Source organism: Streptococcus sp. HMSC078H03, from assembly GCF_001808655.1.
In the GTDB taxonomy this organism is placed as follows: Bacteria; Bacillota; Bacilli; order Lactobacillales; family Streptococcaceae; genus Streptococcus; species Streptococcus salivarius_G.
On sequence record NZ_KV794072.1, the window covers coordinates 179,377 to 192,658 of the forward strand.

The window sequence follows — 13,282 nt, forward strand, 5'->3', positions numbered from 1 at the left end:
TAAAGCAGCTTTTTTCTTTTACAATAAAATCCTTAAAATAAGGAAATGATAAGTGAAAGCAAGGTCAAAATTGCGGGTCCGCCTTGCGTTAAAATAATTTTCTTATTGGCAGTTATAGCACCATAAATAGCAGCAAAGAAAACATTGAGTACAAAAACAGTTACAAGTAGCTGACTATTTGTAAAAATCCCATACAAGAGGAATACAGCAATCAAACCATTGTAAATTCCTTGATTTTTAAATAAGTTTGTAACAGAATCACGTTGAAGTTCTTCTTTGCTCATATTGAAAACACGACTAGTCGTATCTGAATGTGTCGCAAAAGTTTCCAAATACATGATATAGAGATGCTCCAAAGCAACAATCCCAGCTAAAATTAGTGTAATAATAGACATAGTGGCCTCCTTCTTAAGTAACTTTGACAGTATATCAAAAGTAAACCTTTAAAACAACATGCATGCTTCATACAATTCGAAATATGGTAAAATAAAGAATGAAAGAGAGGTTCTTATGACAAAGACAGAAGTAATCCAACGTCTCCAAAGAGATCTGGGAATTCCCAGATTTCAGGCTTATATAGAGGATAAAGATTACTCCGAAGAGGAGTACGACCAACTAAAAAAAGATTTTGAAGCCTATTTCACCAACTACGTTTCAAATGTTTCAGCAGATTTTGAAGGAGGATTGGATAATAAATAATTTATACCTGAAAATCATCTATTATCATATTCCCCCCCTAGTCACTTGTATTAGACTAGGGACTTTTTTTATTAGAAAACAAAAAAGCCGTCTCATTCTATGAGATGGCCATGGAATCAATCTAGCAAATATCTAAGCAAACCCAAAAATCAACGATTTAAGATAAACAAAAAAGCCCATAACAACGGGCTTTTTGCAAAATAAATTTTAAAATTAAAGCATTTTGTTGTAGAATTCAACGACAAGTGCTTCGTTGATTTCTGGGTTGATTTCATCACGTTCTGGAAGACGTGTCAATGAACCTTCAAGTTTTTCAGCATCGAATGATACAAATGCTGGACGTCCGATAGTAGCTTCTACTGCTTCAAGGATAGCAGGAACTTTAGCTGATTTTTCACGAACTGAGATTACTTGACCAACTTCAACGCGGTATGATGGAATATCAACACGTTTACCGTCAACAAGGATGTGACCGTGGTTTACGAATTGACGTGCTTGACGACGAGTAGTTGCAAGACCGAGACGGTAAACAACGTTGTCAAGACGACGTTCCAAAAGAACCATAAAGTTGAAACCAAGTGTTCCACCTTTAACTTTAGTAGCTTGTACGAACAAGTTACGGAATTGTTTTTCACCCAAACCGTATGAGAAACGAAGTTTTTGTTTCTCAGCCAATTGCAAACCGTACTCTGAAAGTTTTGAACGGTTGTTTGGACCGTGTTGACCTGGTACGTAGTTACGACGTGCCAATTCTTTACCTGTGCCTGTAAGTGAGAAACCAAGGCGACGTGATTGTTTCCATGATGGACCTGTATAACGTGACATTAATAATGTCCTCCTATAAAAAATATTTTTAGGAAATAACGTTTTAGATAAACCTGATTCGTTCAGAAAGACTTCGCCCAAACAGCAAAGGTTACTTTTCTAGCCGACTTCCTGTTGACGAGCTTCATTTTATCCTGCTATTATTTCACATACTTTAATATTCTACCACGAAAAAAAGCCCAAGTAAAGGCTTTTTCTTATTTATTTTCGATTTCAGCTTGTTCCTCAGGACTCAAATAACGAATGAGAGTCTTCTCAGTCAAAATATCTGAATATGTGTAAGATTCAACATAACTATTATTAATAGCTCCTGCTTGGGAACTGAAGTCTTGATATTCAACAATAAACAATGATGGATAAACTTCTGTCAATCGACCAATTTTATTCTTTTCACGTTTACGCCCATTCTCTAGGGTCAATTCTACTAGCTGACCTTCATGTGACTTAATAGCTTCCTTGATGTTTTTCATCTTAGCAACATCTGCAAATGCATCACTCATATGTATATATATCTCCTTAAATCTGAAAATTATGATTCCTCAAACTGAGCAATCGATGAAAATTTATTGTATTCTTTTTGGAATAGTAACTTGACTGTTCCACGCGCACCAGCACGGTTTTTTTCTAGGATAACTTCGATGGTATTATCTTCAATCGCATTCTCTGGTTCTTCACCCTCTTTTCGGTAGTAATCATCACGATATAAGAAGGCTACAATATCGGCATCCTGCTCGATAGATCCTGACTCACGAATATCAGACAAGACTGGACGTTTATCCTGACGTTGTTCAACCCCACGAGATAACTGACTCAAGGCAATTACAGGAACTTTAAGCTCCTTGGCCAGAATTTTTAACTGTCTTGAAATATCTGAAACCTCTTGTTGGCGATTTTCTGGTCGCGTCCCTGTAATCAACTGCAAATAGTCAATCACAATGAGACCGAGACCACCCTCTACTTCTTGTGACAATTTACGGGACCGTGCACGAATCTCAGTAATCTTTATACCAGGGGTATCATCTATATAAATAGGTGCCTCAGCCAATGCCCCTTGAGCAATCATCACATTATTCCAATCTTGCTCTGTCAATTGACCTGTACGTAAAGCATGGGAATCAATCATCCCTTCAGCTGCCAACATACGATCAACCAAGCTTTCTGCACCCATCTCTAGAGAAAAGACTGCAACAGCTTTATTTTGCTTGGTGCCAACATTCTGAGCAATGTTCAACACAAAGGCCGTTTTACCAACTGCGGGACGAGCTGCTAAAATAATTAATTGATCAGGGTGTAAACCTGTTGTAATCTTGTCAAGGTCACGGAAACCTGTCGGTAACCCAGTAACATCTGATGTTTGCTGTGAACGCATCTCCAAAGTATTAAAATTGACATCAAGAACTTCTGATATTTTGCGGAAACCACTACGATTGCTATGCTCTGAGACATCAACTAAGGCTTTCTCAGCATTCGCAATAATTTCATCAGATTCAGTAGCGCCCTCATATGCTTGGTTGACAGTCTCTGTCAATCTATTTATAATACGGCGAAGCATGGCTTTCTCAGCCACAATCTTAGCATAGTACTCAGCATTTGCGGATGTTGGGACACTATTGACCAAATCTACAAGATAAGAAATACCCCCTATGTTTTGGAGGTCATCTTGGTCATCTAGAATGGTGCGTACTGTCGTGGCATCAATGGCATCATTTCGATCCGACAGCGTTACCATTGCTTTAAAAATGACACGATGGGAATACTTGTAAAAGTCGTCTGCTTCGATAAACTCTCGAACTGTAATCAACTTTTCCGGGTTAATGAAAATAGCCCCTAGAACAGACTGTTCCGCTACTAAATCATGAGGTTGCACTCGTAATTCTTGAGCTTCTGCCACAATTATTCCCTCCTTTACAAGATTTACTTATAGTGTCAACGAATTACTCAGCACTATTTTTGATGTTAAGTTTAATTTGTGCACTCACTTCTTTATGAAGCTTTACAGGAACCTCAATTAGACCAATCGCACGAATAGGATGTTCAAGTTCAATATGGCGTTTATCAACTTTAATACCAAATTGTTTTTGAAGTCCTTCTGCAATCTTTTTGGCTGTAATTGAACCAAAAGTACGTCCGTCTGGTCCGACCTTCTCAGTAAATTGAAGACGATTTTCTTCTTTTTCAAGTTGCTCTTTAACTTGCTTCGCTTCAGCCAACAACTCTGCTGCATGTTTTTCTTCAGATTTTTGCTTACCTTTCAACTCACCGATAGCTTGGTTTGTCGCTTCCTTGGCAAGATTCTTTTTAATCAAGAAGTTTTGAGCGTAACCTGATGGTACTTCTTTAATTTCGCCTTTTTTACCTTTACCTTTAACGTCTTGTAAGAAAATAACTTTCATTTTAGTCCTCCTTGGGAGCCAATTCTCCCATAATAGTTTCAATCAATTTATTTTTTGCTTGAGCAACACTACAGTCTCGCAATTGGCAGGCCGCTAAGTTGAAATGGCCTCCACCACCCATTTTCTCCATAATACGTTGTACATTAATCGTTTTATGGCTTCGAGCAGATATATTCACAGTAGAATCACTTGTCCTAGCGACAACAAAAGTTGCTTCGATACCTGCCATGGCAAGCATCGTATCTGCTGCCTTAGAAATCACAACATTATTATAACATTTAGGATTATCACCTGAGGCAACAATGATATCATCTGTAATACGTTCACCTGCTAGAATTAGCTCATTGATACGTCGATACTCTTCAAAATCAGTGGCAGAAATCGTTTGGATTTCTCCACTATCACTTCCTAAACTACGCAGATAAGAAGCGACATCAAAGGTTCGACTAGTCACACGAGTTGAGAAATTTTTAGTATCCAACATGATACCTGCCATAAGGATAGAGGCTTGGATTTTACTTAAACGTTCTGGGGCACCTTGGAATTGCAATAACTCCGTAACCAATTCACAGGCTGAGCTCGCCCCACTTTCAATAAAGGTCAAAACAGCATTTTCAGGAAAATCATCATCTCGACGGTGATGGTCTACAACAATAACTTCATTAAATCGATCATAAAAATCCTTAGATAAGGTTAAATTGATTTTAGAATGGTCAACCATAATTAACAACGAATGTTGGTTGACTAACTCTTCGGCCTCTGAAAGTGTAATAAGAGGTGACTGACCATCTTCTTTTAGCCGTTCGACTGCACGCTCAATATCTGCATTCATAGCCGTATCATCGTAAACAGCATAGCTTTTTCGAACAATTTGACTGGCAAAATGAGCCATACCGACCGTTGCTCCTAGAGCATCCATATCGAGATTCTTATGTCCGACAACAAACACTTTTTCGACTGTTTTCAACTTATCAGAGATTGCAGTCATCATAGCCCTTGTTCTTGTACGAGAACGTTTTACTGTTGAAACAGAACCTCCTCCAAAATAAAGAAGTTCCTTGTGATCATCGTTTTCCTTGACAACAGCTTGATCTCCACCGCGAACTAGTGCGATATTCAGATTCTGCAAGGCAACCTGACCGATTTGATCATGCTTAAGCGTACCAAATGAAATTCCCATGCTCAAAGTCAGTGGTAAACCACGCTCCTGAGCCTGCTGACGGAAGTCATCCAAGACAGAAAACTTTTGATCCATGAATTCTGTCAAAACACTGTAGTTGGTGAAGAAGTAAAAACGATCACCTTCAATACGTCGATAATGAATATGCTTGGCCTTAGCAAACTCAGAAATAAACCCTGCCACAAATGTGTTGATTTTTGAAACATCGGCATCAGGTAAACTTCCTGTCACATCGTCGTAGTTATCAACTGAAATAATCCCGATAACAGGACGAGTCATATTTGGATCAGCATTTTCATCTTGATCATAAACATTGTCAATAAAATATGTCAACTTATTGTCAAAATCCACAAAAGCGGCATATTTATTATCACCAACGGTTATCACATTCGAAGGTGACCCCTTTCGTTTCTGGGAAATAAAATCCGCAATCAACTGCTTATTGAAATTTCCATTTTCATCCGAAAGTACTAGCTTCGCATAGGGGTTGAACCATTCAATATGATCGTTCTCATCAAAAGTAATAACCCCAACAGGCATCTTTCCGAGAAGGGTCTTCAAAGAATCTTCAACATCCTGATTCAGTTCATCTAATTGCTCTATTTCTAAGGACTCATATGTTGTCTTTTGGTAATGCAATAAGGCAACTACTACTACCATAATAATAAAAAGCGCAAAAATGAGTGCAGACTCCGATTTTAGTACGCGAACAAAAATAGTAGCAATTCCAAAAAGAATTAGCCCAATCATTACAAGATGAATCGTTGCAAAGTGAAATCTTTTCATATAAAACCTCTTAATCTAATAATTATAACATAAAAAAGCCTTAATTAAAAGGCTTTTAAACGTGTTAGCACCGTTAGTCTACTTTCCTGCGGGCCTTATTATTACCTTCAAGATAAACCATCAGAATTGAGATATCTGCTGGGTTGACCCCTGAAATACGACTCGCTTGACCAAAGGTCTCAGGATTGATTTTCTTAAATTTTTGACGAGCTTCGGTAGCGATGGAATCAATAGCATCCCAATCAATATTTTTTGGAATCCTCTTTTCTTCCATACGCTTCATCTTAGCTACTTGATCCAAAGCTTTATTAATATAACCTTCATACTTGATTTCGGTCTCAAGCAACTCTACTATCTTCGCGTCCAAATCTTCTGCAGCTGGACCTACAAACTGAGTAGCTGTGGCGTAATCAATCTCTGGTCTACGCATAAACTCTTTAGCTGTCATGGCATCTGTCAATGGCTTAAAGCCTAGAGCTTGAATTTTTTCATTCGTTTCTTTAATAGGTTTTAACTTTTCTTTTGACAAACGTGTCAATTCGCTGTCAAACTGATTTTTCTTAATTTCAAAGATACGCCAACGTTCATCGTCAACCAAACCAACTTCTCGACCAATAGGTGTCAAGCGCATGTCAGCATTATCATGACGTAATATGAGACGATACTCTGCGCGTGATGTCAATAAACGATATGGCTCCAAAGTTCCTTTCGTGACAAGATCGTCAATCATTACACCAATATAGGCATCACTACGTTTGAGAATAAGCTCAGGTTTACCTTGAACTTTAAGAGCCGCATTGATACCAGCAACTAGACCTTGACCTGCTGCCTCCTCGTATCCAGAAGTTCCGTTGGTCTGTCCTGCTGTAAAGAGACCTGAAATCAACTTCGTTTCAAGTGTTGCACGTAGTTGATGAGGGAGCACGATATCATATTCAATCGCATAACCAGTTCGCATCATCTCTGCCTTTTCGAGACCTTTAATTGAGTGAATCAACTCTTTTTGAACATCTTCTGGCAGACTAGTTGATAGGCCTTGCACATAGACTTCCTCAGTCTCTCTTCCTTCAGGTTCAAGGAAAAGTTGATGGCGATTCTTGTCAGCAAATCGGACAATTTTATCTTCGATTGATGGACAATAGCGAGGTCCTACCCCCTTGACAATACCTGAAAACATTGGGGCACGGTGTAAATTATTATTGATAATATCGTGGCTCTCTTGATTCGTATAAGTTAGCCAACAAGGAATTTGATCCTGAAGATAATCTTCATCCTTTGACAAGAATGAAAAATGATTCGGCTTTTCGTCACCTGGTTGAATTTCAGTTTCTTCATAATTAATTGATGATGCCTTGACACGAGGAGGGGTACCTGTTTTAAATCTTCCTATTTCAAGGCCAAGATCCCTCAAGTTATCTGCCAATGTAACAGATGCAAGACTATTATTAGGACCTGAAGAATATTTGAGCTCACCTAGGATAATTTCACCACGCAAAGCTGTTCCTGTTGTGACAACAACCGCTTTAGCTCCATATTTTTGATTTGTGGCTGTTCTTACACCAACTACCTTACCATCTTCAACAAGAATTTCATCAACCATGGACTGACGTAGAGTCAGGTTTTCCTGACGCTCAACTGTATGCTTCATTGTCATAGCATACAAGGCTTTATCGGCTTGTGCACGTAAAGCTCTGACAGCAGGTCCCTTACCGGTATTCAACATTTTCATCTGAATATAAGTTTTATCAATATTTTTACCCATCTCTCCACCAAGGGCATCAATCTCACGGACAACAATCCCCTTGGCAGATCCCCCAATAGAAGGATTACATGGCATAAAAGCCAACATCTCTAGGTTAATAGTCGCTAATAAAACCTTACATCCCATGCGGGCTGCAGCTAAGCTAGCTTCCACACCAGCGTGACCAGCACCAACAACAATTACATCAAAATTTTCATCAAACTCGTAAGACATTTTTTAGATTTATGCAGTGATTTACAATCAGCTGCCCATCCTTTCTTTGTTTTTTCCTACAAAAATAGCCAAAACTCCAGAAAACTGTACGCAAAAACGCACAATTCTCATGAGCTTTGACCATCATGACTATTGTTAAAATTATTTTATCAAATCAAATCATTTTGTCAATGCAAATCACTGTTTGAGCAAGGTCTGCACACTGACGATAATCATCTGTATACCTATGGAGAATAGTAAAAGTCCCATCATTTTCGTGATAATTTTCATTAAATTTTCACCCAAGAAGCCTGCAATTTGTTTTGCACTTCTTAACAGGAGATAAGTGATGACACATAGTAGGGCAAAAGCAACTACGGTTATCAGTTGATTCTGCAAACCTCCATTAGCCAGACTTAAAGCAGTTGTAATTGTACCTGGTCCTGCAAAAAGTGGCATTGCAAGAGGAGAAATAGCAATAGACATTGGATCTGAATTTACTGCTTGCTGCTCCATTCCTTTATAGCTGGGTGAATGATTACCATTAATCATATGATAACCGATAACAGCCACTAATATTCCGCCAGCAATTCTGAAAGAAACAATTGTAATTCCAAATACTTTAAAAATGAAATCTCCTGAAAAGATAAAAACAGTTATAATAACAAAGGCAATCAAAAGACTCCTAAAAGCAATTTTTCGTGAAATTTTTTGACTATCATCTGCTACTAAAGCCATGTAAGCAGGAAGATTTGAAATTGGGTTCATTATAGCGAAAAATGCCATAAATGCATAAAAAAATTGTGAACTCATCGTTTTTACTCAACTCCAGTTAGATATACTGACAAACTTTTCCGTCTTTATACGCCTGGTCAATAATACCGCCGCCTAAACATTCCTGACCATCATAGAAAACAACGGCTTGACCAGGTGTAATAGCACGCTGAGGTTCAGCAAAAATAACCTCTGCTTTATCACCTTTAACCTTTACAGTAACTTTACTATCAGGTTGACGATAACGGAATTTTGCTGTACATTCCATTTCAAATTCTTCTGGCATATCTCGAGTAAAGTGAATCATTGAAGCGTCAAGAGAAGTTGACATCAACGACTCATGGTGGAAACCTTGACCTACGTAAAGAATATTTTTAGAAAGATCTTTTCCTACTACAAACCAAGGAGCATTATCTCCACCTTTTTGGCCACCAATACCCATACCACCACGTTGACCAATGGTATAATACATGAGTCCATTGTGTTCACCCATATCACGACCATCGACAGTCATCATACGACCTTTTTGAGCTGGTAAGTATTGACTAAGAAACTCTTTAAAGTTTTTCTCACCAATAAAACATATTCCTGTTGAATCTTTTTTCTTGGCTGTTGCAAGACCTGCACGTTCAGCAATCTCACGAACTTCTGGTTTTTGTAGATGTCCTAAAGGAAACATCGTTTTCTGCAACTGCTCTTGCGAAAGTTGACTAAGGAAGTAGGTTTGATCTTTATTGTTATCTGCACCACGCAACATATGGACAATGCCGTCTTCATTGCGAACAACTTGAGCGTAATGTCCTGTAGCCACATAATCCGCTCCCAATGTCATCGCATAATCTAAGAAAGCCTTAAACTTGATTTCCTTATTACACATAACGTCTGGATTAGGGGTACGGCCTGCACGGTACTCTGCTAAGAAATACTCAAATACACGATCCCAGTACTCTTTTTCAAAGTTGACAGAGTAATAGGGGATACCAATCTGATCAGCTACTGCTGCTACATCTTTATAATCTTCGGTTGCTGTACACACACCAAATTCATCTGTGTCATCCCAGTTTTTCATGAAAACACCGATTACATCATAACCTTGCTCTTTTAAAAGTAAGGCTGTTACTGATGAATCAACGCCACCACTCATACCGACAACAACACGTGTTTTTGAATTATCAGTCATAGATAACTCCTCCCATCAAATAAAAATTAACATAGACTTGAAGGGTCTAGTTATTCAAATATCGATTTGAAGGTCGATTTTGAAGCGTAAAAGCACGCAAGCTTAATTATATCATGATTAAAGAATAATGCAAAAAGGTTACCACTAGGCAACCTTTTTGATACTTATTTTCGTGTAAAGCCACTGTAAACCTATTACTCCTAAGACTATTATTGGAATCAATAACGCTACAAATAGCCATCCTGGCTCCTTATAACTTAATACAAGTTTATTTTGTCCTTCTTGTGAGGAAACGGTCGGTGTACCAATCGTTGACAAGTCATAGTCATCCTTGTTTAGTTCTTTACCATTTAGTGTCAAGATAGAATCTTTATAGACAACTATCGGTAGATTCAGTTCCTCCCCTTCAGCAGCTTGCCAAGTTAATACAAGATAACCATCTTCTAGTAGCTTTTCTGCCTTCTGATTCGTAACGATATTTTCGTAATAAAGATCATAAGTGTTCTGCTTACCTATTGTCCCATAAATAGGTACGTAATCTGGTGTGGGTTTGACAACTAAATTTAAAAACTGTGACAAGTCACTGTCATTCATGGTAAGACTTATCGTCTGATAATCTCCTTCAACGTAAGTATGTTTAACAATGGAAATAAGTTCACCATCTTGTGCCGCAGTTTTTACACGATCGGTAGTATCCATCATATTCTGAATGAGACCAACACCCGCAAAGGCAAAGAGTAAAACAGCAATACTTTTTCGCCAGTTTACAAATCGCGTGACCGTTAACCCCGTAATTGCTAAAAGTAAAATGGTAGCAGGAACAAAGAACCTAAATGGAAATTGGATCAGTTCAGCAAATGTATTTCCATTTTCTACTAGATACTGCCACGGAAAAAGACCTGTCGACAAGAAGAAAAAGACAAAATAAATAAAATGCAGTATTTTTTTCCATCTAGCAAATTTCTTCCAATTCAAAACAGCGTAAAGAAACTGTAAAATGAGTAACACCATTAATGAAATTGGGGTATATAGCCAGTATCTTGCTGTCCCATCTATCCCATTCTTACCAATTTCTCTATTTATAAATGGATCTAGGAGATGATTAGTCCCTCTCAAATATAGGAGTACTAACCAGACATTGACAGTCAGTAAGAGGAACAGAATGACTGCTATAAGGACTTGTACGAAGGTTTCCTTTTTCTTAGCTATAGGAGACTTTACAAAAGTGTAAAGATAAAAAGGAAGATACATCATCACTAATATCAAAGCACTGAGTACGTGAACCTGAAAAATCAATGCCATAGATAAGGCAAGTCTAATTGGTTCTACTTTTTGATAAAAGACATAGTGAATTGCTGGAATAAAACAAAAAGGTAGTAAAGCTGCTCCCCAACTAGAGAAACCCTGTCGCATCGTCCAGTATTGGATAGAGAATGTTGTCGCATAGAGTAAACCTAGTGACAAGGAAATTGTTGTCTTAACTTTACACTGCTTGAGCAAGGCATACATTGAGGACTCGGCTAGTATATGTAGTAATACCCTTGACACAATCTGATAACGAAACCAAGTGCCACTTATTAAAATAAGCCCTCCTTGTAAATAGGCAAAAAAAGGACCGTAAAGAGCATTGACAATGCGGCCTGACTGTTGGAATCCATATAAAGATAAAAAGTAAGAAAGGTTACCATTTTTTAGTTGCATAGCAGCTTCATAGAACCTGTTATAGTGAAAGATGGAATCTGAACCTAAAATGACTTTTCTTGTAAATAGTTGTGGTGTAACCAATAACACAGCAAAAGCTATAATAATAAGAGAAACCCACAACTTTTCTCTTAATTTAAAAATTTGTTTCATTGCTATACCTTTCATTCCTATTATAACAAAAAGGCCATGCCCTACCTAGTAATAACAAAAGCTCTATAAAACAGATTTCCTACATCCAAATTAAAAAGCTGAGAGTATGCTCCCAACTTCTATTAATATTTAATATTAGTAATTCCAAGCTGACAAACCTTGTGCATTATAGGCATTCAAGGCTGATTGAATTTGATCCTCAACTGTTGCAGTAGAGCCCCATCCAGGCATTGTTTGAAAAAGACCTGATGCACCTGAACCATTTGCTGCAGTATGATCACCATTTGACTCACGCGCAATAATAGACTCCCAAGTTGACTGAGGAACACCAGTAGCTGCTGCCATCTGTGCCGCCGCATAAGAACCAACTTCTCCTGCAGTGTTCCCATTTGAGAGAACAACTGACCCGCTACCAGTTGCAGCAACCGAAGGAGCTGTTCCAGTATTTTGAGTCGACGTAGTATCAGTATTTGTTGAAGCAGCGCTTGTAGTAGCAGTATCTGACTGAGACTTTTCAGCTGCTTCTACCGATTCTCCTGTTGTTTCTGACTGAGGCTTACTTTCTTCAACCTTTTCTTTATTAGCTTTATTCTCTTTACTTGAGCTAATTTCTGTTGATTTAACTAAATCTGCTGTCGATTCTGACGTTGTTGATGCTGTTGAAGGTGCTGGGGTAACAGAATCTGAAAATGCATTAACCAACCCTTTATTAATTAGTGTAGACAGTGATACTGCCAAAATGACAATAAAACTTGTTACAATTGCCACTGGTACCGCCAATGATTTCTTCGCTGCTAATTTGATACGGCGTCCCTTATAACTTTTTTTAAACATAAATCCCTCCTAGTTAATTCTAGTTACATTCATCATAACTTAGTAATATTACTGCCGATTATTTGTATTATGTCTAATGTTACAATGATTTATCATTTTAATAAAAAAATGCCAAAAATCTGGCATTTTTCCCTTATTTGTATGAGGTTTGACTAGTTTTCCTCATAAGTCAGTAATAATGATTTAGTACCAACCATTAGCATTCCAGAAAGCAAGAGCTGCTGTCCATGAACCATAACGGCTTGCGACATAATTATCTGCTACCTTCTCTTGATTTTCAGGAGATAAGTCTCCGTTCAAATATGATGATGCTAATTGGTAACGTCCATAATATTGCCCATTTTGAGCTGTATAGCTACCGCTTGACTCACGTTGAGCGATTTCTTCTTTGGCAGCTGCCTCTGAAGAAGAAAGATTTGTATTGGTTGCTTGAGTATCTTCACTTTGTGTAGACTCTGTTGATTGTGTTGATTCAACAGCTGCTTCTGTTGTAGCTGAAGGTTCTGTAGTCTCTTCAGTTGTTTCATTAATTGTTAAGTTTTGACCAATAGAAATCTTATTGGCGTCTTGAATACCGTTTTTTGAAACGATTTCATCTACGGTCGTACCATTCTTCTTAGCAATAGCTGAAAGAGTATCGCCTTTTTGAACCGTGTAAGTTTCTGCATTAGCTAAAGCTGTTGCTCCAAGTGTCGCTACTGTAACAAGTCCAAAAAGACCTAATTTTTTAGTGTTAGATGTATTCTTTTTTTGCATGATGATGCTCCTTTATCTATTTATAGTCCAATCCATATTAGTCAAAG

At 37.9% G+C, this 13,282-nt stretch carries 13 protein-coding genes; 1 reads left to right on the top strand and 12 read right to left on the bottom strand.

Features of this window, described 5'->3' with window-relative positions; translation table 11 throughout:
- Positions 1-32: 32 nt before the first annotated feature.
- A complete protein-coding gene (locus tag HMPREF2607_RS01050) occupies positions 33-395 on the bottom strand; it encodes a DUF1304 domain-containing protein (protein WP_014635189.1) in 363 nt (120 codons plus the stop codon).
- A gap of 115 nt (positions 396-510) precedes the next feature.
- On the opposite strand from HMPREF2607_RS01050, the gene HMPREF2607_RS01055 reads away from it, so the two are divergent.
- Entirely contained in the window at positions 511-699 is a 189-nt protein-coding gene (locus HMPREF2607_RS01055; protein ID WP_014635190.1) for a hypothetical protein, read from the top strand.
- 213 nt (positions 700-912) lie between these two features.
- Here HMPREF2607_RS01055 and rpsD read toward each other — a convergent pair whose 3' ends face one another.
- The 11 genes from rpsD to HMPREF2607_RS01110 all read right to left on the bottom strand — a co-directional run bounded on the left by rpsD (position 913) and on the right by HMPREF2607_RS01110 (position 13,235).
- Entirely contained in the window at positions 913-1,524 is a 612-nt protein-coding gene (rpsD, locus tag HMPREF2607_RS01060; RefSeq protein ID WP_002885833.1) for a 30S ribosomal protein S4, read from the bottom strand.
- Positions 1,525-1,721: 197 nt separating this feature from the next.
- Positions 1,722-2,024 carry a Veg family protein gene (locus HMPREF2607_RS01065; protein WP_002885699.1) on the bottom strand — a complete coding sequence of 101 codons (303 nt, stop codon included), beginning with the start codon at positions 2,022-2,024 and terminating at the stop codon, positions 1,722-1,724.
- A gap of 29 nt (positions 2,025-2,053) precedes the next feature.
- A complete protein-coding gene (dnaB, locus tag HMPREF2607_RS01070; RefSeq protein WP_002885809.1) occupies positions 2,054-3,415 on the bottom strand; it encodes a replicative DNA helicase in 1,362 nt (453 codons plus the stop codon).
- 43 nt (positions 3,416-3,458) lie between these two features.
- On the bottom strand, positions 3,459-3,917 hold the full coding sequence (rplI, locus tag HMPREF2607_RS01075) for a 50S ribosomal protein L9 (RefSeq protein WP_002885729.1): 459 nt from the start codon (positions 3,915-3,917) through the stop codon (positions 3,459-3,461).
- A 1-nt stretch (position 3,918) separates the two neighbouring features.
- The gene (locus HMPREF2607_RS01080; protein ID WP_013991330.1) at positions 3,919-5,883 is read right to left on the bottom strand and encodes a DHH family phosphoesterase; all 1,965 of its coding nucleotides are present in this window, start codon (positions 5,881-5,883) and stop codon (positions 3,919-3,921) included.
- A 73-nt stretch (positions 5,884-5,956) separates the two neighbouring features.
- Complete coding sequence (gene mnmG, locus HMPREF2607_RS01085; protein WP_070475414.1) at positions 5,957-7,858, bottom strand: tRNA uridine-5-carboxymethylaminomethyl(34) synthesis enzyme MnmG; 1,902 nt, start codon at positions 7,856-7,858, stop codon at positions 5,957-5,959.
- Between the two features lie 177 nt (positions 7,859-8,035).
- Positions 8,036-8,650 carry a MarC family protein gene (locus tag HMPREF2607_RS01090; RefSeq protein ID WP_002887106.1) on the bottom strand — a complete coding sequence of 205 codons (615 nt, stop codon included), beginning with the start codon at positions 8,648-8,650 and terminating at the stop codon, positions 8,036-8,038.
- Positions 8,651-8,669: 19 nt separating this feature from the next.
- Positions 8,670-9,791: a tRNA 2-thiouridine(34) synthase MnmA gene (gene mnmA, locus HMPREF2607_RS01095; RefSeq protein ID WP_070475416.1), complete on the bottom strand. Its 1,122-nt coding sequence runs from the start codon at positions 9,789-9,791 to the stop codon at positions 8,670-8,672.
- Positions 9,792-9,935: 144 nt separating this feature from the next.
- Positions 9,936-11,645, bottom strand: coding sequence for a glycosyltransferase family protein (locus HMPREF2607_RS01100; protein WP_070475419.1), 1,710 nt, complete (start codon positions 11,643-11,645; stop codon positions 9,936-9,938).
- Between the two features lie 135 nt (positions 11,646-11,780).
- Complete coding sequence (locus HMPREF2607_RS01105) at positions 11,781-12,479, bottom strand: transglycosylase SLT domain-containing protein (RefSeq protein ID WP_021144751.1); 699 nt, start codon at positions 12,477-12,479, stop codon at positions 11,781-11,783.
- Between the two features lie 183 nt (positions 12,480-12,662).
- The gene (locus tag HMPREF2607_RS01110) at positions 12,663-13,235 is read right to left on the bottom strand and encodes an aggregation-promoting factor (protein WP_021144752.1); all 573 of its coding nucleotides are present in this window, start codon (positions 13,233-13,235) and stop codon (positions 12,663-12,665) included.
- Positions 13,236-13,282 lie beyond the last annotated feature (47 nt).

Bases quoted from the DNA above. Each gene is read 5' to 3' on its own strand.
- HMPREF2607_RS01055 (WP_014635190.1), top strand. From the start codon at position 511: ATGACAAAGACAGAAGTAATCCAACGTCTCCAAAGAGATCTGGGAATT.
- rplI (WP_002885729.1), bottom strand. From the start codon at position 3,917: ATGAAAGTTATTTTCTTACAAGACGTTAAAGGTAAAGGTAAAAAAGGC.
- HMPREF2607_RS01065 (WP_002885699.1), bottom strand. From the start codon at position 2,024: ATGAGTGATGCATTTGCAGATGTTGCTAAGATGAAAAACATCAAGGAA.
- HMPREF2607_RS01105 (WP_021144751.1), bottom strand. From the start codon at position 12,479: ATGTTTAAAAAAAGTTATAAGGGACGCCGTATCAAATTAGCAGCGAAG.
- HMPREF2607_RS01080 (WP_013991330.1), bottom strand. From the start codon at position 5,883: ATGAAAAGATTTCACTTTGCAACGATTCATCTTGTAATGATTGGGCTA.
- HMPREF2607_RS01100 (WP_070475419.1), bottom strand. From the start codon at position 11,645: ATGAAACAAATTTTTAAATTAAGAGAAAAGTTGTGGGTTTCTCTTATT.
- HMPREF2607_RS01050 (WP_014635189.1), bottom strand. From the start codon at position 395: ATGTCTATTATTACACTAATTTTAGCTGGGATTGTTGCTTTGGAGCAT.
- HMPREF2607_RS01110 (WP_021144752.1), bottom strand. From the start codon at position 13,235: ATGCAAAAAAAGAATACATCTAACACTAAAAAATTAGGTCTTTTTGGA.
- mnmA (WP_070475416.1), bottom strand. From the start codon at position 9,791: ATGACTGATAATTCAAAAACACGTGTTGTTGTCGGTATGAGTGGTGGC.
- mnmG (WP_070475414.1), bottom strand. From the start codon at position 7,858: ATGTCTTACGAGTTTGATGAAAATTTTGATGTAATTGTTGTTGGTGCT.
- HMPREF2607_RS01090 (WP_002887106.1), bottom strand. From the start codon at position 8,650: ATGAGTTCACAATTTTTTTATGCATTTATGGCATTTTTCGCTATAATG.
- rpsD (WP_002885833.1), bottom strand. From the start codon at position 1,524: ATGTCACGTTATACAGGTCCATCATGGAAACAATCACGTCGCCTTGGT.